The organism is Dietzia sp. PP-33 (assembly GCF_033790845.1).
GTDB lineage: Bacteria > Actinomycetota > Actinomycetes > Mycobacteriales > Mycobacteriaceae > Dietzia.
The window spans coordinates 84,705-110,840 of the sequence record NZ_JAMYEI010000004.1 but is presented as its reverse complement, the minus strand read 5'-3'; the positions used below and the strand labels follow the sequence as shown (position 1 = coordinate 110,840).

Genomic DNA, 26,136 nt, shown 5'->3' with positions numbered 1-26,136 from the left:
CCCCACGAGGAGACATATGACCAGCGTGACCGGCCGCGAGGCCTACGTGATCGACGCCGTCCGGACCCCTGTGGGCAAACGCGGCGGGAGCCTGTCCGGCCTGCACCCGGCCGATCTGGGCGCGCACGTCATCCGCTCCGTGGTGGAGCGCACGGGCATCGACCCCGAGGTCGTCGACGACGTGATCTTCGGCTGCGTGGACGCCATCGGACCCCAGGCCGGCAACATCGCCCGGTCCGCGTGGCTGGCCGCCGGGATGCCGCTCGGTGTCCCCGGCACCACGATCGACCGGCAGTGCGGCTCCAGCCAGCAGGCCATCCACTTCGGTGCACAGGCCATCATGTCCGGCACCCAGGACGTGGTGCTGTTCGGCGGCGTGCAGAACATGAGCGCCCTGCCCATCTCGTCCGCCATGCTGGCGGGTCGCGAGTACGGGTTCGATGATCCGTTCACCGGGTCCACCGGGTGGGTCGAACGTTTCGGTTCCCAGGAGATCTCCCAGTTCAACGGCGCGCAGATGATGGCCGACGAATGGGAGATCTCGCGCGCGGAGATGGAGGAGTGGGCCCTGCAGTCCCACACCCGCGCCCGCGCGGCGATCGCCGAGGGGCGCTTCGCGGCCGAGTACGTCCCGCTGGCCGGGCTCGAGGCGGACGAGACCACCCGGGAGACCACCCTCGAGAAGATGGCCTCGCTGCCGGCTCTCGCCGAGGGGGGCTCGCTGACCGCCGCGGTGGCGTCGCAGATCTGCGACGGCGCGTCGGCGGGCCTGCTCGCGTCCGCCGAGGCCGTGGAGAAGTACGGCCTGACACCGCGTGCCCGGATCCACCACCTGACCGTGCGCGGCGACGACCCGGTGATGATGCTCTCCGCACCGATCCCCGCGACCCGGTGGGCCCTGGATAAGGCGGGTCTGACGATCGACGACATCGACGTGGTGGAGATCAACGAGGCCTTCGCGCCCGTCGTGCTGGCCTGGATCAAGGAGATCGGCGCCGACCCGGCCCGGGTGAACCCCAACGGCGGCGGCATCGCACTCGGTCACCCGCTCGGCGCCACCGGGGCCAAGCTGTTCGCGACCCTGTTGAACGAGCTCGAGCGCACCGGCGGCCGCTACGGCCTGCAGACCATGTGCGAGGGCGGCGGCACCGCCAACGTGACGATCATCGAGCGCCTGGACACCTAGAGGCCCCCGCCCCACGCGCCCACGAGAAGGGCCCCGCACCACCCGGTGCGGGGCCCTTGCGCGTGTGCTGTCAGTTCGCGGTGTCGCCGGCCGCGGAGAGGGTGTCGAGGTTGAGCTCGCCACCGGCCTCGCCGCCCATGGCGGAGGACAGGGCGTCGAGACCGAGCTCGCCGCCGGCCTCGCCGCCGCCGAGCAGGCCGAGGACGCTGCCGAGGCCGCTGTCATCGCCCTCGCCGGTGGCGGCGGAGAGCGTTCCGAGGGTGTCCTCGGTCGACAGGCCGCCGATGCTGCCCTCGATCGCCTCGGCGGGATCGCCGACGAGCACGGGCCCTGCGATGTCCGGGTCGCCGAGCAGGCAGTAGGTGACCACCGCGTACACGTTGGAGTCCACCGTGGCCGAGACCGTGACGTCGCCCAACGTCACATTGGCGAGCGGGGTGGGCACGAGGCCGGAGGTCTGGAGGAACGTCACGTCGGAGTTGCCGTTGATCAGGTCACCGATCGCGTTGAGGTCCAGGTTCGAGAGCGCCTCGAGCTGCGCAGCGAGCGCCGGCGCGCTGGACGTGGGGACCACCGCGGCGACACAGGTGTCGACGTCGCCGAGGCCGTCGTTCTCGAACGTGACGGAGACGGTGTTGCCGTCCACCGCGGGCGCGGTGGGGGTGGCGGCGAACGCGGCGCCGGCGCCGGCGACGGTGAGGGCGGCGGTGGCGCCGAGGACGGCGGCCGTGCGGACGGCGGTGCGGGGGGCGGTCATAGAGTTCTCCTGAGGGTGTGGGGGTCGTGTCCGCGGGAGGCGGGCAACGACTCTCAGAGTAGGCCAAGAATTACCTGAGCATGGACTGATTGGCCGAACATGGCCGCACCCGCCGACCTCGAGGTCGGCGGGTACGTTACGGGAGTGATCAGTGTGTCTTATGGGGTCTCAGCCGAGATGGTGGAGGGACTCCAACCGCTCGTGCGCCTGCGTCATGATCCGCTGGATCAGCTGCCGTACTCGTCCAGGAGATCCTCGACAAAGATGTCGAGCTCGGCGGACCCCGTCTCGAGGCTGCCCTGGGCGGCCTCGAGCGGGTTGCCCATAACGACGGGCCTGATCTCGGGGTTCTCCCGATCCGAGAGGCAAATGCTCACGAGAGCGTAGACGTCTGGCCGGACGTCGTTCGCCGAGACCGTCCCGGTGGGGGAGCCGACCAAAGGCAACCGGTTCGGCGTCACGAACGGGAGCCTTACGAGTCCCCCGCTTTCTAACATGATGACATTGGGGTCTTCCGCCAGTAGTCCGAAGATGGCTCGCAGGTCGCCTCCTGCGAACTCGGCCGCGACCCGGGGGGCCGACGCGGCCGGGGTGAGAACGGCCCCACAGAGGTCCGACGACTGGCCCTCCTCGAGTGTGAAGGACACGGACACCGTGCGGGCTTCGCCGTTGATGTCCGGGGCGGTGATGGTGGCCATCGCGGCGCCGGCCCCGGCGACGGTCAGGGCTGTGGCGGCGCCGAGGACGGCGGCCGTACGGGCGGCGGTTTGGGGAGCAGCCATGGCGGTCCTCCTTGGGGCGGTCGGGAGAAGCCCGGACAGCCCCAGCATGTGAGTTGGATCACAACGACGGTACCACTCGTTGACCGGTGTGTAAGGGTGCTCGACCCTGCTATTGCAGCCCGCGAAGCACCGCCAATCGCTCCAACGCCTGCGTCATGATCCGCTGGATCAGCTCGTCGCAGCTGGGAAGGTCCTCGATCATCCCCACCACCTGTCCGGAGGCCAGAACGCCCGCCTCGGTGTTGCCCTCCACCAGGCCGGCCTTCAGCAGCATCGGGGTGTTGGCCGCCATGACGATCTGTTGCCACGTGCGGTCGGAGGCCTTCTTCATGTTGAGGCCGTCCTTGGCGAGCGCCTGCCACTTCATGCCCGTCATGGACTTGAACTTGTTGGCGTTCTGCACGGCCGCCACCAACCCCTTGACGGGGCTTCCCGACTCGAGCGCGTTGACCAGGCCGGTGCGCAGGACGCGGTGCGGCATGCCGTCGACCCGGGTGGACACCACGGTGTCCTGCAGTCCCCGCTCGAGATACTGCTTCTTGACCGCATCCGGCACGCGGGAGTCGCTGGTGAGCAGGAACCGGGTGCCCATCGCGACGCCGGCGGCGCCGTAGGACAGCGCGGCCACCAGTCCGCGGCCGTCGAAGAACCCGCCGCCCGCCACCACCGGGATCGAGGTGTTGCCCGCGCCGCCGAGCGCGTCGACGACGCTCGGCAGCAGGAGTGTCGTGGCGACCTGGCCGGTGTGCCCGCCGCCCTCGCCGCCCTGGACGATCACCGCGTCGGCGCCCCAGGAGGCCACCTTGACGGCGTGCTTCGCCGCGCCGATCGAGGGGACGACGACGAGGCCGTTCTCCTTCAACCGGGCGATCAGTTCCGGCTTGGGCGCCAGGGCGAACGACGCGACTTTCACCCCGTGACGGATCATCAGCTCGCACCGCTCGGCGGCGTCCGCGGCGTCCGCCCGGAGGTTGACCCCGAACGGCTTGTCCGTCAGCTTCTTGGTCCGCACGATGGCGTGCTCGAGCTCGGCGTAGGTCATCGTTGCGGAGGCGATGATCCCCAGTCCACCGGCGTTGGCGGTCGCGGCGGTGAGCTCGGGTCCGGAGACCCAGCCCATGCCGGTCTGGACGATCGGGTACTCGACGCCGACGAGCTCGGTGAAGGCCGTGGTGATGGTCGGAGCGCTCACGCGGCCGGCACCTCACGGTCACGGAACCCGCGCGGGTCCAGCACCTCTCGGATGATCCGCAGTTCCTCGGCGGACGGGTCACGGGTGACGCCGGCCTCGGCCAGGCCCTCGATCTCGAAGCCGGTGTTATCCGCGACCTCGTCCGCGGTGACGCCCGGGTGGAGGCTCACCGCGCGCATGCTGCGATCGGCGCCGCCGAAGTCGAACACGCCCAGGTTGGAGACCACGCGGTGGATGTGGTGGTAGCGGAATGCGGGATCGCCCTCGTCGTAGCGGTCGTAGCCCACTCCGCAGATGATGTCGACCTTCTCGGTGAACACCCGGCTGGAGTGCTTGCCCACCCAGTAGCTGGTGGAGTGGTTGATCGAGTTGCCGGGGGCGCCCCGCAGGCCGAACATCTGGCGACCGGGCTTCTGGACGTCGTCCCCGAAGGCCGACAGGTTCTGGTTGCCGAACCGGTCGATCTGGTTGGCCCCCATCACGACGTGGCGGGTGCCGGCCTGGAGCACGTCGAACACGCGGGGGAACGGGATGTACCCCTCGTAGTCGATGGTCTTGCCCAGCGGCGGTGTCTGGCCGAGGAAGCGGTACTCGCCGTCGGTGATGAGTAGGTCGGGCTCGGTGGTGAGCCGCGCGAGGCGGGCCCCGATGGTGGCCATCGGGGTCATGGGGGAGGCGAAGATCTCGCCGGCCCCGGCGAAGATCTCCGCACACGCGATGGCGCAGTACTCGGCCCTGGTTGCGGGCTCGGTGGCGGGCTCTGAGGCGGACTGGGTCGTGTCGTCGGACATCACTTGGCTCCCTTCTGGGCGGCCTTCTCGGCGGCGACCTTCTCCGCGAACGCGGTGACCGCCTTCTGGTAGTCCTCCTCGGACCCGGACAGGAACTCGGAGACGAACGCCTCCCAGGACGCGTCGTCCTTGGCGGAGGTGGCGTAGTGCTTCTGGAACGCCTCGTCACGGCCGTAGCCGCCGGCAAAGGTGAAGTGGGCGCCGTTCGGTGCCTCGGAGACGGTGTCGACGAACATGCGCGAGAGCAGCATGCGCTGCGGACCCACCTCGGTCATCAGCGTGTCCGCCGAGTCCACGACCTCGTCGACCTCGAGTAGGACGGTGTCCGCGGACATCGCGTAGAGGTCGTCGAAGTAGCCGTCGACGCCCGTGAACGCCGCGTTGCCGTGCTTGTCGGCCTTGTCGAGGTGGATCAGGGCGGCGTCCAGGCGCAGGGCGGGCATCGCCACCAGGGTCTCGGTCCTGCCGTCCACCTGGTAGGGCGAGTCGACGGTCTTGAGTTCGTCACCCCAGAACCGGAACACGTCCGAGCCGAGGCCCGCCCGTGTGGGGAGGAACGGCAGCCGGTGCGCCGCGGCGGTGAGTCCCGCGCGGACCATGCCCTCGTCCATCTCGCGGGAGTCGATCGCCCCCTCGGTCCGGCGACGCGCGAACCACGGGTCGTAGAACGGTGCGGAGTCCAGGGAGACGAAGCCGTAGTAGGCCTTCGAGACCTTTCCGGCCGAGCAGAGGAGCCCGAGGTCCGGTCCACCGAAAGAGACGACGGTGAGGTCGGTCAGGTCCTCGCGACGCAGGATCGCCCGGACGAGGGCCATCGGCTTGCGCCGCGAGCCCCAACCGCCGATGCCGATGGTCATGCCGCTGGAGAGGCGCCCCACGGCCTCGTCGAGACTGGTGCGCTTGTCGCGCGGGGTGGGGGTCGTCGTCACTTGTTCTCGCCCGTCCTCTCGGTGCTCTTGTCTCGTCTGTCCAGGTTCCGGCCGGACGTGACGAACTCGTCGCGGTGCTCGTCGGCCACGCCGGCGAGGTTGAGCTCGAAGGTGAATCCCTGTTCCATGCGGTACGAGGTCTTCACGTCCACCGGGTCGATGTGGTTGATGGCTTCCTTTGCCGCGCGGATCACCCGGGTGTCCTTGGCGGCGATCGTCTCCGCGAGGTCCCGCGCCGCCGCGTCGAGCCGGTCGCGGGGGACCACCTCGTACACCGTCCCCCAGGAGTGGAGTTGCTGGGCGGTGACGTTGCGGGAGGTGAAGTACAGCGTGCGCATCATGTGCGTCGGGACCATGCGTGCCAGGTGGGTGGCGGCGCCGAGCGCTCCCCGGTCCACCTCGGGCAGGCCGAACACCGCGTCGTCGGAGGCGACGATGCAGTCCGCGTTGCCGACCAGGCCGATGCCGCCGCCCACGCAGAAGCCGCCCACCGCCGCGATCACCGGGACCGCGCACTCGTACACGGCGTTGAAGGCCACGTAGCACCCTCGATTCGCGGCCAGCAGGTGGTCGAAGCCCTCGAAGTTCTGCATCTCCTTGATGTCGACGCCCGCGTTGAATCCCCGGCCCTCGGACCGGAGGATCACGACGTGGACCTCCGGATCGCGACCCGCGGCGAGTATCTGCTCGCCGAGTTCGAACCATCCCGCGGACGGGATGGCGTTGACAGGGGGAAAGTCGACGGTGACGGTCGCGATGCCGTCTGCTCCCTTGTCGACACTGATGCCCATGGTGCTCCCTTCGCACGCCGCCGCTGTGCTTCAGCGGTCGGGTGACTAACCAAACGCTTGCTTGGTAGGCTAGCACGCATGACGAACATCGATCTGGGTCTGGCGGGCAGGGTCGTCCTCGTGACGGGCGGGGTCCGCGGCGTCGGCGCGGGCATCAGCAGGGTCTTCCGCGAGGCGGGCGCCGTCGTGATCACCTGCGCACGGCGCCCCGCCGACGACGGGACCGATGTCGCGGAGCTGGAGTTCCACTCCGTCGACCTCCGGGACGCCGACGCGGTCCGCGCGATGGTCGACCGGATCGTGGAACGACACTCCCGGTTGGACGTGGTGGTCAACAACGCCGGCGGCGCCCCGTTCGCGCTCGCGGCGGACGCCAGCGCCAACTTCCACTCCAAGATCGTCGCGCTGAATCTGCTGTCCGCGCTGACGGTCGCCCAGGAGGCGCACCGGGTGATGCAGCCGGACGGCGGGGTGATCGTCAACATCTCGTCGGTCTCCGGCCACCGGCCGTCCCCCGGAACCGCGTCCTACGGCGCCGCCAAGGCGGGGATCGACTCCCTCACGCAGTCCCTCGCCGTCGAATGGGCCCCCGCCGTCCGGGTCAACTCGGTTGTCGTGGGGCCGGTCAAGACCGAGCTCGCCGAGATGCACTACGGGGATTCCGAGGGGATCGCCGCGGTCGACGCCACCATCCCGATGGGCAGGATGGCGGACCCGCGGGATGTCGGCCAGGCGGCCGCGTTCCTGGCCTCACCGCTGGCCGCGTACATCACCGGGGCCGAACTCCTGGTCCACGGGGGCGGCGAGAAGCCGGCGTTCCTCTCGGCGGCCAACGCCAACACCACGTCCTGACACCACCGATCCACTATGCAAGGAGAACCAATGGGAATCTGCGACGGACGCATCGTCATCGTCACCGGCGCGGGCCGCGGAATCGGCCGGGAGCACGCACTGGCCTTCGCGGCCGAGGGAGCCAAGGTCGTGGTGAACGACCTCGGTGCCGGGCTCGACGGGTCGGACGTGGGGGAGTCCCCCGCCGAGCAGGTGGTCTCGGAGATCAAGGCCGCCGGCGGTGAGGCCGTGGTCAACGGCAACGACATCTCGTCGTGGGAAGGCGCCCGCGAACTCGTGCAGCAGGCGATCGACACCTTCGGTGGCCTCGACGTGCTGGTCAACAACGCCGGGTTCCTGCGCGACAAGATGCTCGTGGGCATGGGCGAGAGCGACTGGGACAACGTCATCAACGTGCACCTCAAGGGCCATTTCGCGCCGCTGCGCCACGCCGCCGAGTACTGGCGCGCCGAGTCCAAGGCCGGGCGCCCCCGCCAGGCCCGTGTCATCAACACCTCCTCCGGGGCCGGCCTGTTCGGTTCGGTGGGCCAGGGCAACTACGCCACCGCCAAGGCCGGCATCGCGCTGCTGACCGTCCAGACCGCCGCCGAGATGAAGGGCTACGGCGTCACCGCCAACGCCATCGCCCCGGCCGCACGGACCAGGATGACGACCTCCGCGGGGGAGGGCATGGCTTCGCAGATGGCCGCGCCCGAGGACGGTTCCTTCGACGCCATGGACCCGGCCAACGTCTCACCGCTGGTCGTGTGGCTGGGTTCGGAGGAGTCGGCCGAGGTCACCGGCCGTGTGTTCGAGGTCGAGGGCGGGAAGGTCACCGTGTGCGACGGGTGGCAGCGCGCGGCCTCCGAGGACAAGGGTGCCAAGTGGGCGCCCGCGGAGCTCGGGTCGGTGGTCCCGCGACTGCTCGCCGAGTCCCCGGCCCCGGTGCCCGTGTACGGCGCCCGCTGAACGTCCCCGCCTGACCACGACAGGAGCCCCGCACCTGTCCAGGTGCGGGGCTCCTGTCGTCGATGCCCGGGTCGGCGTCGGGGATCAGGTGGTCAGTTCTCGGGATCCGGGCACTCCTGCGCGTCGACAGAGCCCAGTCCGGCCAGCTGGTCGATCTGGTCCTGCGGCAGGTCGCAGACGGTCGGCAGGGGCGGCAGGCCCGGCATCGGGGGGAGCGGCGGGAGCGCCACCCCGCCGCTGATCGCTGCTCCGGCGAGGACGAGGGTGCCGCCCAGTGACAGGACGGGGAGCATGGCGGTCCCCGAACCGCCCTCGTCGGCCAGGCTGGCGGCGGCCTCCAGGGAGGACAGCGCGCCCATCTCCGACCCCAGGTTGGTCGAGAACGTGCCCTGGACGGAACCGTTCTCCAACGACCCGGTCAGTGCGGTGAGCGAACCGTTCACCTCGGTGAGCTCCCCGAACGATCCGGTGAGGACGTCGGCGCTGCCGCCGGTGGAGCCGGTGATCAGGTCCGAGCTCTGGCCCGTGGAACCGCTTTCGCCGGACAGTGAGCCGGAGGTCTCCTCGATGGAACCGGAGAGCGCAGGCAGGATCCCGCCCTCGGCGATGGAGCCGATGATGGGGTCGGCGGAGTTGCTCTCCACCGAACCCGCGAGCTGGTTGGCGGAGCCGTTGGTCAGCGAACCGCCGATGCCGTCGCCGACGAGAGCGGCGGAGCCGCCGATGCCCTCGGTCGAACCGTCCGGGAAGTTGGCGGACAGCGGGGGGAGCTCCGCGGAGCCGCCGAGGAAGTTGAGCTCGGTCGACAGCGGTGACATCCCGGCCGAGCCCATGCCCTCGGAGCCGGTGAGGGGGGAGAGGTCGGAGGACTCGAAGTCGGCGGAGCCGCCGAGCAGGTCGGTGGAGAGCGGGGCCATGTCGTCCGAGCCCACGTCCCCCGAGCCGACGAGGAGCTCGGTGGACAGCGGGGTCATGCCGAGGGAGCCGACCTCGGTCGATCCGAACTCGGCCGAGCCGCCGAGGAGATTGGTGGACAGCGGCGCCAGTTCAGAGGACTGGAAGTCCGCCGAGCCGCCGAGGAGTTCGGTGGACAGGGGCATCATGCCGAGGGAACCGACCTCGAGGTCCGCGGAACCCCCGAGGAGGTTCGTGGACAGTGGGGCCATCTCCGCCGAGCCGATGTCCGACGACCCGCCGAGCAGATCCGAGCTGGCCGGCAGTGCCGATGACCCGCCGAGCAGATCCGAGCTGCCCGGTAGTGCCGACGACCCCCCGAGGGGATCGGAGCTGAGAGCGGGAAGCTCGGAGGAACCGCCGAGGGGATCCGAGCTGAAGGCGGGGAGATCAGAGGAGAGGCCCGCCGAGCTGGGGAAGTCCGAGGAACCGGGGAACGAGGCGGAGCCGTCGAGCGGGCTGAAATCGCCCGACCCCCCGGCGAGGTCACCGGCGGAACCGGTGAACGGGTCCAAGATCGGCCCGGCCGCGTCGATGATGCTGCCTAGATCCTGCGCGTTCGCCGTGCCCTGGACGCCGGCGGCGGCCAGCAGGAATGACGCCGCGACCGCGGCGGCCCTCGTGGGCTTGTTCATGGGGAGATCCTTTCGCTGGTGTGATCCCTCGGACGCCTGTGACCCGCTCGGTCCCAGGTCCGGGAATCTAACGCGCATAAGAATCCTCTAAGCCTGAGTCTCTGTCAATGCTTTGCTCAGGAAGTGGTACTGGAGTGACCCATGGGGTGATATGGGGCTGATAAACCGTTGTCGAGACCTGTGTGCGGGGTAAACAAAAGTCCAGAGGCCACTGCCCGCGGCAGGGGCCGACGACGACGGCCGGAACCTCTCGCGTGGAGAGGTCCCGGCCGAAGGGGCGTGCGTCAGTCGCGCGGTTCGCAGATCACCACGGGGATGACCCGGCTCGTGTTGGCCTGGTACGAGGCGAAGTCCGCGTACCGCTCGACGAGGCGTGGCCACAGTTCGGCACGCTCGGAGGGGGTCGCCTCCCTCGCCGTCATCTCCCGGGTCCTCCGCCCGACCTGGACGGTGACGTCGGGGTTCACCAGGATGTTCCGGTACCACTGCGGGTGCTTGGGCAGGCCGCCCTGGGAGGCGACGAGCAGGACGCGGTCACCGTCCGGGAGGTGCAGCAGCGGCACCGTCCGTGGTTCGCCGGACTTGCGCCCCGTCGTCGTCACCAGGCAGACCGGAACCGGTGCCTTCAGCGCCGATCCCACCCGCCAGTTGCCACCGACTCTGCCGCCGGAGACGCGGTACGCCCAGGTGTTGACGCGGGACATCACCTTGATGACGCCGAGGACCCACGGCTTGGAACGCCGGGGATCGTCCACGCCGGTCTCCACCTCGGGGTACTGCTCGCTCACCGCGACCCCGGCAGCGGCGCGCGGACGATCACGTGCTTGCCCGGGAAGAACGCCGCCAGCTCGCGCCGGCACTCCCTCAGTGCGGCCAGTCCGAAGCCCTTCTTGCGCTCCTCGGGGCGGATCCAGATGGCCACGTCGACGTCGCCGTCGTCGATCTGCTCGCCGAAGACCAGTCCCACCGCCTGGTCTCGCGCGGAGTCGACCGCGACGAACCACATGGCCGACTCCGACTCGATGCGCCCCAGGCCCTCGCGACGCTCGGACTCGGTCTTCTGCTCATCCCACGTGCCACCCGTCGCCGACGTCTCGTCCGAGGAACGCGCGTGGAAGAGCGCCGTGTGGTCGTCGTGGTCGCGGAACGGGTGGAGGGTGAAGCCTCCCTGCCCCGGGGTGGCGGACCCGTCCGACTGCCCCAGGAAGCTCTCCAGGGGTGCCCGGAGGACCGCCTCGGCCTCCTCGGAGGGGAGGGACAGGAGGTCGGCCAGTGCCGTCACCGCGTCCTGGCGGCTGCCCGCGGAGGCGATGGTGGCGAAGACCTCCTGCCTCCGGGATGCGGCTGTCTCTATGGCGGTGCTGCTCATGTCAGATCCTCTCGATGATGCTCGCCGAGGCCTGGGCGCCTCCCGCGCACATCGTGATGAGGGCGCGCTCGCCGTCCGTGCGCTCGAGCTCGTGCAGGGCGGTGGTGATGAGCCGCGATCCGGTGCTGCCGACGGGGTGGCCGATGGCGATGGCGCCCCCGTTGACGTTGACCTTGTCCATATCGGGCCCATGTACCTGCGCCCAGCTTAGGAGTACGGAGGCGAACGCCTCGTTGCATTCGAAGAGATCGAAGTCGGAGATGGACATCCCCGACCGGTCGAGCACCCGCTGGGTGGCCTGGACGGGACCGTCGAGGTGATACTCGGGCTCGCCGCCCACCAGGGCCTGGTGGGCGATCCGCGCCCGGGGTGTGAGTCCGTGTGCCCTGGCCACGTCCTCGTCCATGAGCAGCACGGCGGCGGATCCGTCGGACATCTGGCTCGACGTGCCGGCGGTGTGGAGCCCGCCCTCGAGGACCGGCTTGAGGCCGGCGAGCGCCTCCGCGGTGGTCTCGCGCAGGCCCTGGTCGCGCGTGACGGTCAGCGTCTCGCCGGTGTAGGTGCCGTCCTTGAGACGCTCGGGAGCATCGACCGCAAAGGTCTCGCGGTCGAACCGGCCCTCGTCCCATGCCCTCCTGGCGTGTGCCTGAGAGCGCACGCCGAGCTCCTCGAGCTGCTCGCGGGTGATCCCCCGACGGGCGGCGATACGGTCCGCGGCGGTGAACTGGTCGGGCAGATCGAGCTCCCAGTCGTCCGGCCGCGGCATGCCGTTCTCCCCGTTCCCGACGGCCGCGCGCAGGGCGATCCAGCTCATCGACTCCACCCCGCAGGCGATCCCGACATCCATCGCGCCGGCGTGGATGAGGTTGGCGATGAAGTGGTTGGCCTGCTGCGCGGACGAACACTGGCAGTCGATCGTCGTGCACGCCGTCTGCCACGGCAGTCCGGACGCGAGCCACGCGCCACGGGTGATGTTGTTGCCCTGGGCGCCCGCCTGGGTCACGCAACCGCCCACCACCTGCTCCACGAGCGAGGCGTCGATGCCCGCGCGGCGGATGACCTCCTTCTGCGAGGCACCCAGCAGGTGTGCGGGATGCAGGCCCGACAGTGCGCCGCGAGCCTTGCCGATCGGGGTGCGAACGGCCTCGACGATGACGGGATTGCCCATGGTGGTCCTTCCGGGTGACCGGGCCTGGAGAAATCTGGGCCCGGGGGGAACGTGTTCTAGTATGGTTGGTGGAACGTGTTCTAGATTACCGCTCGGACGCCGGGTTCGCAGTATCCCGGGGGTCGTCGGTCGCCGAGCACGAGACGCATCCGACGCGGTCAAGGAGTACCAGTGCAGCCAGTCACCATCCCCGAAGGTTTCGACTTCACGGACCCGGAGCTCTACGAGAAGCGGCTCCCGCACCCCGAGTGGGCGCACCTCCGTCGTACCGAGCCGATCCGCTGGTGCGCCAACGAGCCCGGTGCCGACGGTTTCGACGACCACGGGTACTGGGTCGTCACCAAGCACGAGGACGTCAAGGAGATCTCGCGGCGCACCAACGAGGTGTTCTCCACCTTCGAGAACACCGCGATCCCCCGCTTCGCGCCCGGCACCGAGCGCGAGATCGTCGAACTGACCCGTCTGCTGTTCATCAACCAGGACGGCGAGGAGCACAAGAAGTACCGGCGCACCATCTCCAAGGGCTTCACCCCGCGCAACATCGAGAAGCTCCGGGACCACCTCGCCGAGAAGGCCCGGGTCATCGTCGAGACGGCGGCGGCCAAGGGCAGCGGCGACTTCATCACCGAGGTCGCCTCCGAACTGCCGCTGCAGGCGATCGCCGAGCTCATCGGCATCCCCCTCGAGGACCGTCACCAGATCTTCGAGTGGTCCAACCAGATGACCAGCTACGACGTGCCCGGCAAGGTCGAGGAGTCGCAGATGGCCAACGCGATGGTCCTGTCCTACGCGCAGGAACTCGCGGCCAAGCGCGAGATCGACCCCCGCGACGACCTGGTCACCAAGCTCATCCAGGCCGACATCGACGGCGAGAGGCTCACCGCCGACGAGTTCGGCTGGTTCGTCGTACTGCTGGCGGTCGCCGGCAACGAGACGACCCGCAACGCCACCACCCACGGCATGATCGCCTTCCTCGACAACCCCGACCAGTGGGAACTGTTCAAGGCCGAGCGCCCCGAGACCGCATACGACGAGATCCTCCGCTGGGCCTCGCCGATCACCTCATTCCAGCGCACCGCCACCGAGGACGTCGAGATCGGGGGCGTGACCATGAAGAAGGGCGATCGCGCCGCCATCATGTACGGATCGGCCAACTTCGACGAGGACGTCTTCTCCGACCCCTTCACCTTCAACATCCTCCGCGACCCCAACCCGCACCTGAGCTTCGGCGGCAACGGTCCGCACTACTGCATCGGTGCCAACCTGGCGCGGCTGCAGATCGAACTGATCTTCAACGCCATCGCCGACCACCTCCCCAACCTGGAGGCCCTCGGCGAGCCGTCCCGTATCCGCTCGGGGTGGCTCAACGGCATCACCGAGTGGTCCGTCGACTACAAGTGCCCGGTCATGCGGTGAGCTGAGCCCCCCGCCACCGGTATCGACGGGCAGACCTCGTCGTCGTCATCCTCCGTCGCCGACGATTCAACCGAACCCCGCCGAGCGCGGGGTGAAAGGGGCAGGGTGACAGGCATGTTCGACCACCGCTTCGTCGACCGCGACGGCGTACGTCTGCACTATGTGGTGTCCCGGTCCGGAGCCGTCCCCGACCCGACGCCCCCGGACGACGGCCCCGGCGCCGTGGTGCTGCTCCACGGCTTCCCCCACTTCTGGTTCACCTGGCACCGCATGATCCCGGAGTTGGCCGCCGCGGGGTGGCGGGTCATCGCACCCGACCTGCGAGGCATGGGACGGTCCGACGCCCCCACCGACGTGCAGGCCTACACCCCGCGGGAGGTGGTCGACGACGTACTGGCGGTATGCGACGCCGAGGGTGCGGGCAGGGTCGTCCTGGTGGGCTTCGACTTCGGCGCGGGCGTCGCCTACGACACCTGCCATCTGGAGCCGGAACGCGTGCGCGCGGTGATAGGGATGGAGAACCCGTTCATGGGTACGGCCGGGTCGATCCCGCCCCTGGAGGGCTCGGCGATGATCGCGGAGAAGCACTTCCTGCACATGGACTACTTCGCGCGACCCGGGGTGGCGGAGGCCGATCTCGCGGGCCGCGAGCGCGAATTCCTCACCCGCGTCTTCTGGGCCCTCTCGGCCGAGTATCACTACCTCGACGTCTGGGAGCACCCCCCGGGTTCGACGTACCTCCAGGCACTGCCCCAGGCGCCGCCGCTGCCCTGGCGGTGGTTCTCCGTCGGGGAGATGGACATCTACGAGACCGAGTACGCGCGCACCGGGTTCGCCGGTCCGTTGCAGTGGTACCGGGCGATGGACGTGAGCTGGTCCGCCCGCAAGGAGTTCGAGCGTCAGACCAACCCGGTGCCGTACTACTTCCTCTACTCCGAGCACGACCCGGACCTCGAGGGCTTCCACGGCAGGGATCCGCTCTCCAAGCTCGGGCGCCATCACGACGATGTCCGGATGGTCCGCGCGATCTCCTCACCCGCCGGGCACCTGATGCATCTGGAGGCCACGCAGGACACCCACCGCGAGATCCTGGTCTGCCTCGCCGACATCGCGCAGAACATCCCCGACTGAGCGCCGGGTCGGCGGTCAGCGCCACCCGGCTGGCGGACTTCTGAGCTGCTCTCGGCGGTGATCTGCGCACATTCCGTCCGCCGGGCGCCGGGGAGTGTCCGCCAACCCGGCGGGCAGGAGTCGAGTGATCCGAGTGGTGGAGCTCAGCCGGACCCGGAGCGCCGGGCCCGGTCGAGGGCGGCGCCGACATCGCGGAGCACCTCGTCCTGATCCATCCCGCCGACCACGCGGACGACCTGCCATCCGAGAAACGCGAGCCGGGCGTTGACCCTGATGTCCCATCTCCACTGTTCAGGGTCCACGTGGACCTCCCCGTCGTAGAAGATCGCGACCTTCTCGCGTTCATACCCCAGGTCCGCTGTGGCGACACGGCGGCCGTCGGCATCGTGGATGCGGAGCTGCGGTGTGGGATTCGGGAGGTCCGAGCGGGTGATCGCCAACCGGAGCATGCTCTCCGGGGGCGAGTCCGCCCGGGGATCGCAGGACGGCAGGAGTCGCACCACCCGCGAGACCCCGTGCTGACCGGGCATCCGGCCCGCGGCTGCGGCGACAGCAGTGAGGTCGGTTCCGGTGGCGTTGCAGACGGAATCGATCATGGCGACCGTGCGGTCAGCGCCGCGGGCCCACCGGGCCACGTCGACGGCGGTTCGGGCGGGCGTGGTGATTCGTACCCCGTTCACCACGTCGATATCCGGGTCGGTGAGCGGCCGACGGATGCGCCGCTCACGCACGCCGGCGGGGATGCGGGGTTCGAGCCCGGTCAGGACATCGACGGCACCGTGGGCGCGGTCCCCGGAGTACCACCGTTCGCCGTGCAGGTAAGCCGCAGCCCACCCGCCGATCACCGCGTCGGCCGGGGCCCACAGCCAGACGGCTCGGATGCGGTCCCAGCCCGTCAACTCGGTGCCGCGGGTTGCGTACACGCCGGGCACGACCATGATGAACCCGGTCCCGAGGGAGTGCCGGGTCACCAACCCCTCGGCCAGCGCGTGCGTTGCGCGGAACGGTCTGCCGCCGGCCACGGCATCGGCAAGCGACGTGGGATGGGGCAGTGGCGGCCGGCCGGCCCGCGGGCGGGGATCGCGTCTCACGGGCTCCATGATCTGCTGCCGGGCGCCGGCGGACGCCCAGTGGAGGGACGCCTGTGGAGCAGATGGACGACCATTCACACCCGGCCATGCTGGCAGCGCCCCCGGGTTGGCGGACATGCCCACTCCGCCAACGGCATAGCGGTGTCCGCCAACCGTGGAAGGGTGTCCGCCAACCGCGGGGGCGGGGGCCGGAGTGGCGGGACTAGGAACCCAGGCCGTACTTCTCGCCGAAGGCGGCGATGGACTCGAGCTTCTGCTCGGTGGTGCAGTCGAAGCCGTGGCCGTCGACCATCCAGGGCATCACGATGATGTCGGTGACCCCGGCCTCGGCGAGCTCGGTGAAGCCCCGCGTGCCGAAGCGGTCCAGGCAGACCACCTGGATGGCGAAGGGCCTGCCGTCGCCGCGGTCGGCCAGGGACCGTCCATCGGCCTCGAGGAGCTCGCCCAGGCGCGTGACGGTGGCCACGATGTCGTCGTAGCCCATCATGGCGCTGGTCCAGCCCTGGCCCACCCGCGCGGCCCGCTTGAGCGCGATCTCGGTGTGCCCGCCCACGTAGAACGGCACCTGCTCGGACGGCGCGGGGGTGAAGATCAGTTCGTCGAAGTCGAAGTGCTGGCCGTGGAACTCCATCCAGTCGCCACGCAGTGCCTCACGCATGATCGCCAGCGACTCGTCCGTGCGCTTGCCGCGGCCCTTGAACGGGGCCCCGCACCACTCGAACTCGTTGGGGTCCCAGCCGATGCCCACGCCCAGGTCCAGCCGGTTGCCGGTGAGCAGTGCGACGGACGCGACCTGCCGGGTGAGCAGCAGCGGGTTACGCGGCCCGACCTTGAGCACCTGCGGGCAGAAACGGATGGTCGAGGTGGCCCCGCCCATGGCGGCGGAGGCGATGAGCGGCTCCACCCACTGCGTGTCCTCGTTCCACATGCGGGAGCCGTCCGGGGTGTACGGGTAGTCCTTGTCCTGCCGGCGCGGGTGGAACAGCGAGTCGGGCAGCACGATCCGGTCGAAGCCGGCGGCCTCGGCGCCGCGGGCGATGTCGAGGTACTGGTCGACCGGGGAGAAGGAGACGGGGACGGAGAACTCGACGTCCACTACTCGGCTCATGGTCACTGGCCCTTTCCGGCGGCGCCGGCGATGGCAGCCCTGTCGTCGTCGGTGAGCGGCCGCAGTCCCGAGGCCATGGCCACGTCCTGCTCCCAGAAGGCGCGGAGGGAGACCAGACGGCCGTCGGAGTCGACCCGGTAGTCCACGGCGATGTCGATCTCCATGATGCTGGAGCCCATGTGGGTGCGCATGGTCCCGATGCAGAGCAGTTCGTCGCCCACGGCGATCCCGCGATCGAAGCGGAACTCGATGTGGTCCGGTGTCGCCACGGCTTTCTCCCAGAACTCCAGGAGCCGCTGCGTGCCGGTGTGGCCGATTCCCTCGGCGTCGAACATCGACGGCCCCACGGGATCCTCGATGGTGCCCTCGGGGGACCATCCGGCGATCCAGGCGTCGCGGTCGCCGGCGTTGGTGGCGGCCCACGAGCGGCGCGCCGCCGCGTAGGCGGGGCAGGCCTCGGCGGCCTCGCTCATCTCGAGCGGCCGGTACTGGCCGCTGTCGTCCAGATAGGGGTTGTTCATTCCTTACGCTCCGTTCCGACGACCCACATCGAGAAGTACTGCGACCCGCCGCCGTAGGCGTGACCGAGAGCTTTGCGTGCGCCCGGGATCTGGTGCTCGTCGGCGCGGCCCATGACCTGCCGGGCGGCCTCGGCGAAGCGCAGCATCCCGGAGGCGCCGATCGGGTTGGAGCACAGGACCCCGCCGGACGGGTTGACGGGCAGGGAGCCGTCGCGGGCGGTCGCTCCGGACTCGGTCATGCGCCAGCCCTCGCCCTCCTCGCAGAACCCGAGGTTCTCCAGCCACATGGGCTCGAACCAGGAGAAAGGGACGTAGATCTCGGCCGCGTCGATCTCCTCGGCCGGGTCGGTGATCCCGGCCTCGGCCCACAGCGCCGCGGCGGCGTCGCGGCCGGCCTGCGGGCTGCGGTAGTTGCGGAACGCGTAGGTACCGGGCTCGGTGCGCAGCGCGGTGGCGTGGACCCAGGCGACGTGGCGGCCGGTGGACTCGACCGCCTCCGCGGCCTCCGCGTCACCGAGGACTATCGCGCACGCGCCGTCGGAGGACGGGCAGGTCTCGTCGTACCGGATCGGGTCCCACAGCATCTGGCCCGCAAGCACCTTGTCGACGGTGAGGTCGGGCTGCTTGAGGTGGGCATGGGGGTTGACCGAACCGTTCAGTCGGTCCTTGACCGCCACCATGGCGCCGACGTGCTCCGGGGCGCCGGTGGTGCGGATGTAGGAGCGGACGTGGGGGGCGAAGTAGCCGCCGGCGCCGGCCCCGACGGGCGCGGTGAACGGCACGGGCAGGCTCAGGGCCCACATCGCGTTGGACTCGGACTGCTTCTCCCACGCCACGGCCAGCACCCGGCGGTAGCGGCCGGACTGGACGTGGGACGCGGCCACGACCGCGGTCGAACCACCGACGGACCCGGCGGTGTGGACGCGCAGGAGCGGTTTGCCCACGGCGCCGAGGGCGTCGGCCATCATGAGTTCGGGCATCATGACGCCCTCGAACAGGTCGGGGGCCTTGCCCACGATGACGGCGTCGATGTCGTCCCAACCCACGCCGGCGTCCTTCATCGCTGCGTCGATGGCCTCGCGGCAGAGCCCGGCCATGGAGACGTCGGTGCGGCGGGAGACGTGGTGGGTCTGACCGGTGCCGAGAACGGCCGCGGGGAGACCGTTGGTGCTGGATCCAACGCTGTGGGCGCTCATGCGGTGCGTCCTTCCAGGAGGCAGATGAGGTTCTGCTGCAGCAGGTGACCGCTGGTGGCGTGGGCGAGAGCGCGCTCGGAGCGGCCCTCCCAGATGCTGTGCGCGGCGTAGCCGATGCGCTCGAGACCCGCGGAGAACAGCGGGTCGGCGAGCAGCGAGCCGCCGGACGGGGTCACGGCCACGTCGTCGGAGATCCCCAGCGCGCGGCGCAGGAGCAGCTCCTGGTGGGTGTATTGGGTGTGCAGCTCTGCCACGCTCACCCCACCCAGGTCGGGACGGTCGGTGCTCGAGCCGGTCGCGCGGACGGCCGCCGCGCGGGCAGACGGGGAGTCGGTGAGGTCGCGGGCGCCGAACTCGGCGGAGTCGGCGATGTGTTCCATCCCGGTGATGTACGCCGGGGCGTCGACCAGCTCGCGGGCCCGGTCGGCGGACGCGAGGATGATCGCGCCGGCGCCGTCGGTCACCGGAGGGCAGTCGTGCCGGCGCAGTGGGTCGGCCACGTACGCCTCGGCGAGCAGGTCCTTCTCGTCCCGGCCGGTGGCGCGGGCGGCCACCGAGGCCATCTCGGCCTCGGACCAGCAACCGGCGTCGATCCCGGCGCGGGCCTGCAGTGCGGCCATGTGGTGCCGGCCGGGCCACAGTGGCGCGACGGTGTACGGGTCGAGCTGCAGCGCCAGCGCCGAGTCCAGGTCGGTGCTCGCCGAGGCCTTGCCGAACCCGTAGACCAGCGCGGTGTCGGCCTGGCCGGAGGCGATCTTGAGGTAGGCCTCGAAGAACGCCCAGGCGGCGTCCATCTCCACGTGTGATTCGGAGATGGGGGGCACGGCGCCGATGGTGTCGACCGCGGAGATGAAGGAGAAGGCGCGGCCGGCGAGGTAGTCGGAGGAGCCGGAGCACCAGAACTCGATGTCGGTCCGGTCCAGCCCCGTCTGCCGGTAGCACTCGGCGAAGACGGGGGCCAGCATCTCGACACCGTTGGTGGTGCCGAAGGTGGACTCGGTGTGTCGGGCGTGGGCGAAACCGACGACGGCCACGTCCCGGGGTGCGGTGGGGGTCACGGGTGTCCTCTACAGGTGCTTGGCGTAGGTGTCGGGGTCGGCGTCGGGATCGCCGCTCGGCTCGAAGTGCGTGATGGCCTTCATCGAGGCGGGGCGGTCGGCCTCGGGGGTCCACACCGCGCGTACCCGCATCCCCATGCGGACCTCGGAGGCCTCGCAGCCGAGTACCAGGTGCTGGATGGGGACGTCGGATCCGTCGAGCAGGATGTAGGCGGTGACGTACGGGGGCTTGATCTCCTGCCCGGCGAACGGCACGTTGACAATCCCGAAGGTGGTGACGGTGCCGATGTCGGCGACCTCCACGTAGTCGCCCATGGCCACCCCGTCGGACGGGCAGTAGTCGCGGGGCGGTACGTATACCTCGGGACCGTTGGAGCGGCGTCGCCCGAGCATCCGGCCCTGCACGATCGCCCGGAGGAACTCGCTCTCGGCGGGCCCGGCGGTGTGGGTCACCGAGAGGCCGATCGGGGTGATGACCACGGAGACGGCCTCGTCCCCGGAGGGCTGCGGCACCTCGTCGTCGTCGCTCTGATTGTTGTCGCTCTGGTCTTTGCCGCCCGGTACGTCGGCGGGGACCACGCACGCGATGTCGTGGATGGTCCCGGTCCGCTCGGCGGACCACCGAAGGCGCACGCGCATCCCGGAACTCACGGCCTCGGGGCCGTCGGCGACCAGGGGGAGGAGGACGGCGGTGTCGGCGCCGTCGAACCGGACCAGGGCCCACGCGAAGGGCGAGTCGAGTCGGTGGACGTCGGTGGGTTCGGGCACCCAGGTCCATACGACGACGAGGCCTTCGATCCCGGCCCCCGAGCCCACCTCGACGAGGTCCGTCAGGGCCTCGCGCGTGTGGGGGTCGAACTCCACCGGCGGCACGTGCACGGCGCCGCGGGAGTCGCGGACCCCCATGAGGCGGCCGTCGCGCAGTCCGGTGAAGAACGCGCCCAGGACCGGCCCGGTCGACCGCGTGTAGTCGAAGGACGGGGCGAGCGGGGCCGAGAGCACGGCCTCGTCGGGCGGGGTGATGTCGACAACGATCTCTCTGGATGTCACGCCCACAAGTAGAACACGTTCCACCCCGCGGTGTGTGGCTTTTGTGCGCTCCGCACCGTAGCGGGGCGCGGTGGGTGACACTGGTGCCCATGAAATTCGCCTTGCAGCTCGGATACTGGGGCGCGCAGCCGCCCACCAACCACGCCGACCTCGTGGTGGCCGCGGACAAGGCGGGCTTCGACACCGTCTTCACCGCCGAGGCCTGGGGTTCGGACGCGTTCACCCCGCTGGCCTGGTTCGGCTCGCTCACCGAGCGGATCCGACTGTCCACGGCGGTCGTGCAGCTGTCGGCCCGCACGCCCACCGCCACGGCGATGAGCACCATGACCCTGGACCACCTCTCCGGTGGCCGCTTCTGCCTGGGCCTCGGCGTCTCCGGTCCCCAGGTGGTCGAGGGCTGGTACGGCCAGCCGTTCGCCAAACCACTGGCACGCACCCGTGAGTACGTCGACATCATCCGCAGGGTCCTGCGCCGCGAGGCCCCCGTGACCTCCGACGGTCCGGCGTACGCCCTGCCCTACCGGGGGGCCGACGCCTCCGGGCTGGGCAAGCCGCTCAAGTCGATCCTCCACCCGCTCCGCGAGGACGTCCCCATCTGGCTGGGGGCCGAGGGGCCCAAGAACGTCGCACTCGCCGCCGAGATCGCGGACGGCTGGCTGGGCTTCCTGGCCTCGCCCCGATCAGCGGACCAGTTCAACGCGTGGCTCGACGAGGGCTTCGCCCGCCCCGGGGCGCGTCGGACCCGCGAGGACTTCGAGGTGGCCTTCCTGTGCCAGCTCCACGTGACCGACGACCGGCGCGCGGTGATCGACGCGTACAAGCCGTTCACCGCGCTCTACGCCGGCGGGATGGGTGCTGAGGAGAAGAACTTCCACGCCGAGGCGTTCCGCCGGATGGGGTTCGCCGACGACGTCGCCCGCATCACCGAACTCTTCCGCGCGGGCCGCAAGGAGGAGGCCGCCGCCGCGGTGCCGGACGAGATGGTGGAGGCCACCGCGATCATCGGTGACGAGGCCGAGGTCCGGTCGCAGATCGCCGAGTGGGAGGCCGCGGGGGTGACCATGCTCGTGGTGACCGCCCGGTCGGTCGAGGAGATCGAGACCCTGAGTCGGCTGATCGACTGACCCCAATCCCTGGACCTGGAACAGGAACACGTTCTAGTCTGATGGGCATGAGTGCACCCACGCCCACCGTTCCCGCCGACGCCGGAGTCCCCGACCCTCGGACCGGGGAGTACGTGACCAGTGTCTACCGGATCGCCGAGGCGGAGCCGGATCGCGTCGCGGTGATCGAGGCCTCCGGACGGCAGGTGACCTTCGGCCAGCTCGTGGACGCGGCCCACGGTCACGCCCGCGGGCTGCGCGCGCTGGGTCTGGGCTCCGGCGACGGCATCGTCCTGATGGCGCCCAACAGCATCGGCTTCCTCGAGGTCTACTTCGCGGCCCTGGAGATCGGCCTCTACGTGGCTCCCGCCAACTGGCACCTCACCGGACCCGAGGTGGCCTACATCCTCGACAACTCCGGCTCGACGGTGTTCATCGCGGATGAGCGCTTCGCCGACGTGGCCACCACCGCCGCTGCGGAGGCCGGGCTCGACCCCGCCCGCTGCTACGCGATCGGCGACGTACCCGGCTTCCGTCCGCTCTCCGAGCTCGCCGTTCCGGCGGAGGGGCAGGACCCGTCACCGTCGGGTCGCACCCTCGGTGCGCCGATGCTCTACACCTCGGGGACCACCGGACGCCCCAAGGGTGTGCGTCGCCCGCTGACCGGCGCCTCGCCGGACCAGGTGACGGTGCCCAACTACTACTTCTTCGCCGGGTTCGGCATCGAGGGCCCGGACAACGTCCACATCTGCGGCTCGCCGCTCTACCACACGGCCGTGCTCAACTTCGTGGCCATCTCTCTCAATCTCGGCCAGGCCGTGGTGCTGATGGACAAGTGGACGCCCGAGGAGATGCTGCGGCTCATCGACGCCCACGGCGTCACCCAGTCGCACATGGTCCCCACCCAGTTCTCGCGGCTGCTCGAGCTGCCCGAGGAGGTGCGGGCGAAGTACGACGTGTCCAGCCTGCGCACGATCGTCCACGGGGCCGCGCCCTGCCCCAAGCACGTCAAACAGGCGATGCTCGACTGGTGGGGGCCGGTGCTCACCGAGTACTACGCCGGCACCGAGGGTGGCGGCTGCACCATCACCGGCGAGGAGTGGCTGCGCAAACCCGGCAGTGTGGGCCGGCCGTGGAAGACCACCACCCTGAAGATCCTCGACGACGACGGCGAGGAGGTGCCCGTCGGCGAGACCGGCAACGTCTACCTGCAGATGCACGGGTCGAAGTTCGAGTACCACCAGGACGCCGAGAAGACCGCGAAGACCTACGTCGGCGAGCTGTTCACCATGGGGGACATCGGCTACGTCGACTCCGACGGCTACCTCTTCCTGTGCGACCGCAAGAACGACATGATCATCTCCGGCGGCGTGAACATCTACCCGGCCGAGATCGAGTCGGAGATGTCGCGGCACGAGGCGGTCCGCGACGTGGCGGTGTTCGGCATTCCGCACAAGGACTGGGGCGAGGAGGTCAAGGCCGTGATCGAGCTGGCCGAGGGCGTCACCGAGTCCGAGGAGCTCAAGGCGCAGATCCTCGGCGACCTCGCGGGTCGACTGGCGAAGTTCAAGATGCCGCGGTCGATCGACGTGGTGGACGCGCTGCCCCGGCAGGCCAACGGCAAGCTGGTCAAGCGGACACTCAAGGATCCGTACTGGGCGGACGCCAAATGATGCGCGTGCTCGACTGACACACCGGGTTCTATGGCCGCACCGGGTTCTCCGGCCACACCGGGTGGGACCACGTCCTACCCTGGACGCATGACCAGAACCCCGACCGCCCGTGACCTCACGCTCGCCCAGATCCTCGAGCGGCAGCAGCAGGCGTTCCTCGCCGACCCGCAGCCCGGTGCCGGGATCCGACGCGACCGGATCCAGCGGCTCAAGCGGCTCGTCCTGGACAACGCCGCCGAGCTCACCGAGGCGATCCGCGAGGACTACGGCTCGCGTCCCGAGACCCTCTCGACGCTCACCGACATCGCCTCGTCCATCCCGGATCTGGACCATCAGCGCGGGCACCTCACGAAGTGGATGAAGCCGACGCGCATCTCCCGCGTGCTCGACAGGGCCGGATTCGTACAGGAGGTCCGCCATGACCCCAAGGGCGTCGTGGGGATCATCGGACCCTGGAACTTCCCGCTGTACCTGACGATCGTCCCGGCCGGGTCGGCGCTCGCCGCGGGCAACCGGGTGATGATCCGGCCGTCGTCGGTCACCGCGCGCACCACCGAGGTGCTGTGCCGCCTGGCGCCGCAGTACTTCGCCGTCGACGAGCTGGCCGTCGCCGGCCCCGAGCACGGCCGCGGCTCCGACTTCTCCGCACTCGCCTTCGACCACCTGTTCTTCACCGGTTCCCCCGGCGTCGGCAAGTCCGTGGCCAGGGACGCCGCCGAGAACCTCACCCCGGTCACGCTCGAGCTGGGCGGCAAGAACCCCGTCGTGGTGGACTCGAGCGCCGACATCGACCGCGCCGCACGGGGCATCGCCTCCTCGCGCCTGATCAACGGCGGGCAGGTCTGCATGTGCCCCGACTACGTCTTCGTCCCCGAGGCCGGGCTCGACACGTTCTGCGACACCGTCCTGGACCAGTGGCGCGGCTCCCTGCCGGCCATCGTCGGCAACCCCGAGTACACGGCGACGGTCAACACCTCAAACTACGAGCGGATCGTCGGCCTGATCGACGACGCCGTGGCCAAGGGTGCCGTCATGCGCGACGCCGCACCCGCGGGGGAGCAGCTTCCGGACCCGGTCGTCCGCAAGATCGCACCGACCCTGCTCACCGGTGTCACACCGGAGATGGAGATCGACTCCGACGAGGTCTTCGGGCCCGTCCTGACCGTCTTCGGCTACAGAAGTGTCGACGAGGCCGTCCGCTACATCAACGACCGTCCCAGCCCGCTGGTCCTGTACTGGTACGGGGAGAAGAACGAGCGGTTCGAGGTCGTGGCCGACCGCACCCGCTCCGGCACCATCTACGGCAACGATTTCGGGATCGGGATGGCGTCCCCGGCAATCCCCTTCGGCGGGGTCGGGAATTCCGGGATGGGCGGGTACCACGGGCACTACGGCTTCCGGACGTTCACGCACGAGCGGGCCGTCGCGATGCACTCCTACGGCGCCACCGTCTCCGAAATGCTGGTGCCCCCGTTCACGTCGGGCAAGAAGCGACTGGCCTCGGGGTATTTCCGGGTACTCAGGGCGCGGACCCGACTCGGCCTGTAGCCGGGAACGGGCGCGTGGTCACTCGCCCCGGAACTCCGGCTTGCGCTTCTCCGCGAAGGCGCGGGGGCCCTCCTTGGCGTCCGCGGAGGCGAAGACCCGGCCCCCGACCTCGGCGTCGACGCGGAAGGCCTCCTCCTCGTGCATCCCCTCGGTGCGGCGGATCGTCTCGATCATCCCCCGGACCGCCAGGGGGCCGTTCGCGGCGATGAGCTCGGCGATCTCGAGGGCCTTGTCCAGCGCGGTTCCGTCCTCGACCACGTGGCCGATGAGCCCGAACCGCTCCGCCTCCTCGGCGGTGAGGTGGCGGCCCGTCATGAGGACCTCCATCGCGACGGTGTAGGGGATCTGGCGTACGAGCCGGACCGCGGACCCGCCTAGGGGGTAGAGGCCCCAGCGGGCCTCGGAGACGCCGAACCTCGCCGACCGTCCGGCCACGCGGATGTCGGTGCCCTGCAGGATCTCCGTGCCGCCGGCGATGGCCGGGCCCTCGACCGCGGCGATGAGCGGCTTGCTCAGGCGGCGGCCCTTGAGCAGCGCGGGCAGCCGCGTGAGGTCCCAGCCCCCACCGGCGAACTTGTCGCCCGGGGCCTGCTCGTTCATCGCCTTGAGGTCGGCGCCCGCGCAGAAGTACCCGCCCGCGCCCGTCAGGATGCACGCCCGGATCTCCGGGTCGGAGTCCACCAGGTCCCACGCCGACTCCATGCCGCGCATCATCGGGCCGGACAGGGCGTTGCGGGCCTCGGGGCGGTTCATGGTGACCACGAGGACGTGACCACGCCGCTCGGTGAGAAGATGCTGGTCCTCGGGCGTGTCGACGCGGGTCATCGGGCCTCCTGGAAAATTAGTTACACGGGTTCACGGCTTTCGCTCACGGGCGACGGTAACAC

The 26,136-nt window shown here is 70.0% G+C and carries 25 protein-coding genes; 8 read left to right on the top strand and 17 right to left on the bottom strand.

Annotated features, from left to right (window positions below; genetic code table 11):
• Positions 1-16: 16 nt before the first annotated feature.
• A complete protein-coding gene (locus NJE57_RS08650) occupies positions 17-1,186 on the top strand; it encodes an acetyl-CoA C-acetyltransferase (protein WP_319027996.1) in 1,170 nt (389 codons plus the stop codon).
• Positions 1,187-1,256: 70 nt separating this feature from the next.
• On the opposite strand, the gene NJE57_RS08645 is transcribed toward NJE57_RS08650, so the two are convergent.
• From NJE57_RS08645 to NJE57_RS08620, 6 genes are all read right to left on the bottom strand, one after another.
• Positions 1,257-1,943: a hypothetical protein gene (locus tag NJE57_RS08645; RefSeq protein WP_319027995.1), complete on the bottom strand. Its 687-nt coding sequence runs from the start codon at positions 1,941-1,943 to the stop codon at positions 1,257-1,259.
• A 227-nt stretch (positions 1,944-2,170) separates the two neighbouring features.
• A complete protein-coding gene (locus NJE57_RS08640) occupies positions 2,171-2,725 on the bottom strand; it encodes a hypothetical protein (RefSeq protein WP_319027994.1) in 555 nt (184 codons plus the stop codon).
• A gap of 109 nt (positions 2,726-2,834) precedes the next feature.
• Positions 2,835-3,917 (bottom strand): NAD(P)H-dependent flavin oxidoreductase, encoded by a 1,083-nt coding sequence (locus tag NJE57_RS08635; RefSeq protein WP_319027993.1) that lies wholly within the window; start codon positions 3,915-3,917, stop codon positions 2,835-2,837.
• A complete protein-coding gene (locus NJE57_RS08630; RefSeq protein WP_319027992.1) occupies positions 3,914-4,708 on the bottom strand; it encodes a CoA-transferase in 795 nt (264 codons plus the stop codon). Before NJE57_RS08630 ends, NJE57_RS08635 begins: the two co-directional genes overlap by 4 nt.
• A complete protein-coding gene (locus tag NJE57_RS08625) occupies positions 4,708-5,565 on the bottom strand; it encodes a CoA transferase subunit A (RefSeq protein WP_413464392.1) in 858 nt (285 codons plus the stop codon). The genes NJE57_RS08630 and NJE57_RS08625 overlap by 1 nt, the downstream gene beginning before the upstream one ends.
• A 68-nt stretch (positions 5,566-5,633) precedes the next feature.
• Positions 5,634-6,428 (bottom strand): enoyl-CoA hydratase family protein, encoded by a 795-nt coding sequence (locus NJE57_RS08620; protein ID WP_319027990.1) that lies wholly within the window; start codon positions 6,426-6,428, stop codon positions 5,634-5,636.
• Between the two features lie 78 nt (positions 6,429-6,506).
• Here NJE57_RS08620 and NJE57_RS08615 point away from each other — a divergent pair, with 78 nt between their 5' ends.
• Entirely contained in the window at positions 6,507-7,280 is a 774-nt protein-coding gene (locus NJE57_RS08615; protein WP_319027989.1) for an SDR family oxidoreductase, read from the top strand.
• Between the two features lie 30 nt (positions 7,281-7,310).
• Positions 7,311-8,228 carry an SDR family oxidoreductase gene (locus tag NJE57_RS08610; RefSeq protein ID WP_319027988.1) on the top strand — a complete coding sequence of 306 codons (918 nt, stop codon included), beginning with the start codon at positions 7,311-7,313 and terminating at the stop codon, positions 8,226-8,228.
• A gap of 92 nt (positions 8,229-8,320) precedes the next feature.
• Here the strand turns inward: NJE57_RS08610 and NJE57_RS08605 are convergent, their stop codons facing one another.
• The 4 genes from NJE57_RS08605 to NJE57_RS08590 form a co-directional block, all read right to left on the bottom strand.
• Positions 8,321-9,817: a hypothetical protein gene (locus NJE57_RS08605; protein ID WP_319027987.1), complete on the bottom strand. Its 1,497-nt coding sequence runs from the start codon at positions 9,815-9,817 to the stop codon at positions 8,321-8,323.
• A gap of 284 nt (positions 9,818-10,101) precedes the next feature.
• Complete coding sequence (locus tag NJE57_RS08600; RefSeq protein ID WP_413464386.1) at positions 10,102-10,605, bottom strand: nitroreductase family deazaflavin-dependent oxidoreductase; 504 nt, start codon at positions 10,603-10,605, stop codon at positions 10,102-10,104.
• The gene (locus NJE57_RS08595; RefSeq protein WP_319027986.1) at positions 10,602-11,186 is read right to left on the bottom strand and encodes a GNAT family N-acetyltransferase; all 585 of its coding nucleotides are present in this window, start codon (positions 11,184-11,186) and stop codon (positions 10,602-10,604) included. The genes NJE57_RS08600 and NJE57_RS08595 overlap by 4 nt, the downstream gene beginning before the upstream one ends.
• 1 nt (position 11,187) lies before the next feature.
• On the bottom strand, positions 11,188-12,354 hold the full coding sequence (locus NJE57_RS08590) for a steroid 3-ketoacyl-CoA thiolase (protein ID WP_319027985.1): 1,167 nt from the start codon (positions 12,352-12,354) through the stop codon (positions 11,188-11,190).
• Positions 12,355-12,525: 171 nt separating this feature from the next.
• Between NJE57_RS08590 and NJE57_RS08585 the strand changes: the two genes are divergently transcribed.
• Both NJE57_RS08585 and NJE57_RS08580 read left to right on the top strand, forming a co-directional pair.
• Positions 12,526-13,770, top strand: a complete 1,245-nt coding sequence (locus tag NJE57_RS08585) for a cytochrome P450 (protein ID WP_319027984.1) — start codon at positions 12,526-12,528, stop codon at positions 13,768-13,770.
• A 114-nt stretch (positions 13,771-13,884) separates the two neighbouring features.
• Positions 13,885-14,901: an alpha/beta hydrolase gene (locus NJE57_RS08580; RefSeq protein WP_319027983.1), complete on the top strand. Its 1,017-nt coding sequence runs from the start codon at positions 13,885-13,887 to the stop codon at positions 14,899-14,901.
• A 143-nt stretch (positions 14,902-15,044) separates the two neighbouring features.
• Here the strand turns inward: NJE57_RS08580 and NJE57_RS08575 are convergent, their stop codons facing one another.
• The 6 genes from NJE57_RS08575 to NJE57_RS08550 form a co-directional block, all read right to left on the bottom strand.
• Entirely contained in the window at positions 15,045-15,992 is a 948-nt protein-coding gene (locus NJE57_RS08575) for a type IV toxin-antitoxin system AbiEi family antitoxin (RefSeq protein ID WP_319027982.1), read from the bottom strand.
• Positions 15,993-16,194: 202 nt separating this feature from the next.
• Positions 16,195-17,100 (bottom strand): TIGR03619 family F420-dependent LLM class oxidoreductase, encoded by a 906-nt coding sequence (locus tag NJE57_RS08570; RefSeq protein WP_319027981.1) that lies wholly within the window; start codon positions 17,098-17,100, stop codon positions 16,195-16,197.
• 2 nt (positions 17,101-17,102) lie between these two features.
• Entirely contained in the window at positions 17,103-17,621 is a 519-nt protein-coding gene (locus NJE57_RS08565; protein ID WP_319027980.1) for a nuclear transport factor 2 family protein, read from the bottom strand.
• Entirely contained in the window at positions 17,618-18,817 is a 1,200-nt protein-coding gene (locus tag NJE57_RS08560; protein WP_319027979.1) for a thiolase domain-containing protein, read from the bottom strand. The genes NJE57_RS08565 and NJE57_RS08560 overlap by 4 nt, the downstream gene beginning before the upstream one ends.
• The gene (locus tag NJE57_RS08555; protein ID WP_319027978.1) at positions 18,814-19,875 is read right to left on the bottom strand and encodes a thiolase domain-containing protein; all 1,062 of its coding nucleotides are present in this window, start codon (positions 19,873-19,875) and stop codon (positions 18,814-18,816) included. Before NJE57_RS08555 ends, NJE57_RS08560 begins: the two co-directional genes overlap by 4 nt.
• A gap of 9 nt (positions 19,876-19,884) precedes the next feature.
• Positions 19,885-20,925, bottom strand: coding sequence for a Zn-ribbon domain-containing OB-fold protein (locus NJE57_RS08550; protein ID WP_319027976.1), 1,041 nt, complete (start codon positions 20,923-20,925; stop codon positions 19,885-19,887).
• Positions 20,926-21,014: 89 nt separating this feature from the next.
• On the opposite strand from NJE57_RS08550, the gene NJE57_RS08545 reads away from it, so the two are divergent.
• The 3 genes from NJE57_RS08545 to NJE57_RS08535 all read left to right on the top strand — a co-directional run bounded on the left by NJE57_RS08545 (position 21,015) and on the right by NJE57_RS08535 (position 25,249).
• Positions 21,015-22,049 carry an LLM class F420-dependent oxidoreductase gene (locus tag NJE57_RS08545; protein WP_319027975.1) on the top strand — a complete coding sequence of 345 codons (1,035 nt, stop codon included), beginning with the start codon at positions 21,015-21,017 and terminating at the stop codon, positions 22,047-22,049.
• 47 nt (positions 22,050-22,096) lie between these two features.
• Positions 22,097-23,701, top strand: a complete 1,605-nt coding sequence (locus NJE57_RS08540) for an acyl-CoA synthetase (protein ID WP_319027974.1) — start codon at positions 22,097-22,099, stop codon at positions 23,699-23,701.
• An 87-nt stretch (positions 23,702-23,788) separates the two neighbouring features.
• On the top strand, positions 23,789-25,249 hold the full coding sequence (locus tag NJE57_RS08535) for an aldehyde dehydrogenase family protein (RefSeq protein ID WP_319027973.1): 1,461 nt from the start codon (positions 23,789-23,791) through the stop codon (positions 25,247-25,249).
• A gap of 18 nt (positions 25,250-25,267) precedes the next feature.
• Here NJE57_RS08535 and NJE57_RS08530 read toward each other — a convergent pair whose 3' ends face one another.
• Entirely contained in the window at positions 25,268-26,074 is an 807-nt protein-coding gene (locus NJE57_RS08530) for a crotonase/enoyl-CoA hydratase family protein (protein WP_319027972.1), read from the bottom strand.
• Between the last annotated feature and the right edge of the window lie 62 nt (positions 26,075-26,136).

What these genes read in the sequence shown, in the direction of transcription:
- NJE57_RS08650 (WP_319027996.1), top strand. Translation starts at nt 17, where the DNA reads ATGACCAGCGTGACCGGCCGCGAGGCCTACGTGATCGACGCCGTCCGG.
- NJE57_RS08645 (WP_319027995.1), bottom strand. Translation starts at nt 1,943, where the DNA reads ATGACCGCCCCCCGCACCGCCGTCCGCACGGCCGCCGTCCTCGGCGCC.
- NJE57_RS08640 (WP_319027994.1), bottom strand. Translation starts at nt 2,725, where the DNA reads ATGGCTGCTCCCCAAACCGCCGCCCGTACGGCCGCCGTCCTCGGCGCC.
- NJE57_RS08630 (WP_319027992.1), bottom strand. Translation starts at nt 4,708, where the DNA reads ATGTCCGACGACACGACCCAGTCCGCCTCAGAGCCCGCCACCGAGCCC.
- NJE57_RS08625 (WP_413464392.1), bottom strand. Translation starts at nt 5,565, where the DNA reads ATGACCATCGGCATCGGCGGTTGGGGCTCGCGGCGCAAGCCGATGGCC.
- NJE57_RS08620 (WP_319027990.1), bottom strand. Translation starts at nt 6,428, where the DNA reads ATGGGCATCAGTGTCGACAAGGGAGCAGACGGCATCGCGACCGTCACC.
- NJE57_RS08615 (WP_319027989.1), top strand. Translation starts at nt 6,507, where the DNA reads ATGACGAACATCGATCTGGGTCTGGCGGGCAGGGTCGTCCTCGTGACG.
- NJE57_RS08610 (WP_319027988.1), top strand. Translation starts at nt 7,311, where the DNA reads ATGGGAATCTGCGACGGACGCATCGTCATCGTCACCGGCGCGGGCCGC.
- NJE57_RS08605 (WP_319027987.1), bottom strand. Translation starts at nt 9,817, where the DNA reads ATGAACAAGCCCACGAGGGCCGCCGCGGTCGCGGCGTCATTCCTGCTG.
- NJE57_RS08595 (WP_319027986.1), bottom strand. Translation starts at nt 11,186, where the DNA reads ATGAGCAGCACCGCCATAGAGACAGCCGCATCCCGGAGGCAGGAGGTC.
- NJE57_RS08590 (WP_319027985.1), bottom strand. Translation starts at nt 12,354, where the DNA reads ATGGGCAATCCCGTCATCGTCGAGGCCGTTCGCACCCCGATCGGCAAG.
- NJE57_RS08580 (WP_319027983.1), top strand. Translation starts at nt 13,885, where the DNA reads ATGTTCGACCACCGCTTCGTCGACCGCGACGGCGTACGTCTGCACTAT.
- NJE57_RS08570 (WP_319027981.1), bottom strand. Translation starts at nt 17,100, where the DNA reads ATGAGCCGAGTAGTGGACGTCGAGTTCTCCGTCCCCGTCTCCTTCTCC.
- NJE57_RS08565 (WP_319027980.1), bottom strand. Translation starts at nt 17,621, where the DNA reads ATGAACAACCCCTATCTGGACGACAGCGGCCAGTACCGGCCGCTCGAG.
- NJE57_RS08560 (WP_319027979.1), bottom strand. Translation starts at nt 18,817, where the DNA reads ATGAGCGCCCACAGCGTTGGATCCAGCACCAACGGTCTCCCCGCGGCC.
- NJE57_RS08545 (WP_319027975.1), top strand. Translation starts at nt 21,015, where the DNA reads ATGAAATTCGCCTTGCAGCTCGGATACTGGGGCGCGCAGCCGCCCACC.
- NJE57_RS08540 (WP_319027974.1), top strand. Translation starts at nt 22,097, where the DNA reads ATGAGTGCACCCACGCCCACCGTTCCCGCCGACGCCGGAGTCCCCGAC.
- NJE57_RS08535 (WP_319027973.1), top strand. Translation starts at nt 23,789, where the DNA reads ATGACCAGAACCCCGACCGCCCGTGACCTCACGCTCGCCCAGATCCTC.
- NJE57_RS08530 (WP_319027972.1), bottom strand. Translation starts at nt 26,074, where the DNA reads ATGACCCGCGTCGACACGCCCGAGGACCAGCATCTTCTCACCGAGCGG.